Origin of the sequence: Acinetobacter guillouiae CIP 63.46 (genome assembly GCF_000368145.1) — a bacterium.
Classification (GTDB): domain Bacteria; phylum Pseudomonadota; class Gammaproteobacteria; order Pseudomonadales; family Moraxellaceae; genus Acinetobacter; species Acinetobacter guillouiae.
Map to the genome: position 1 here is coordinate 11,303 of NZ_KB849292.1, position 571 is coordinate 11,873.

General features: G+C 44.1%; 1 rRNA gene. It reads left to right on the plus strand.

Annotated elements, in window-relative coordinates:
• Nucleotides 1-407: 407 nt before the first annotated feature.
• Nucleotides 408-522, plus strand: a 5S ribosomal RNA gene (gene rrf / locus F981_RS23045).
• Nucleotides 523-571 lie beyond the last annotated feature (49 nt).

Here is a 571-nt window from a genome sequence, read left to right on the forward strand (position 1 = left end):
ACGCCAGTCGCATCGCCGGGTAGCTATGTTCGGAAGGGATAACCGCTGAAAGCATCTAAGCGGGAAGCCTACCTCAAGATAAGATTTCCCTAGGAATTTATTCCTCTAAAGAGCCGTTCGAGACTAGGACGTTGATAGGTTGGGTGTGGAAGCACGGTGACGTGTGAAGCTGACCAATACTAATTGCTCGTGAGGCTTGACTATACAACACCCAAGCAGTTGTATATAAAGCTCAATTCGATTCAAAACCAAACAGTCAGAAGTGAAAACAACTGATTGAACTTGATTTAGTGAATAAACTAGTTACAATACAGACCAATTATCTAATCCGTTAATAACTCTTTGGACCGTAAGTAAGGCATACGACAATACATCGTGATTAAGACCCGAAAGCACCACAACAGTTTGCTGGCGACAATAGCAAGAGTGAACCACCTGATCCCTTCCCGAACTCAGAAGTGAAACCTCTTAGCGCTGATGGTAGTGTGGCACTTGCCATGTGAGAGTAAGTCATCGCCAGCTTTTAAATACTAAACACCCCCAACCTAACGGTTGGGGGTGTTTTTTATTG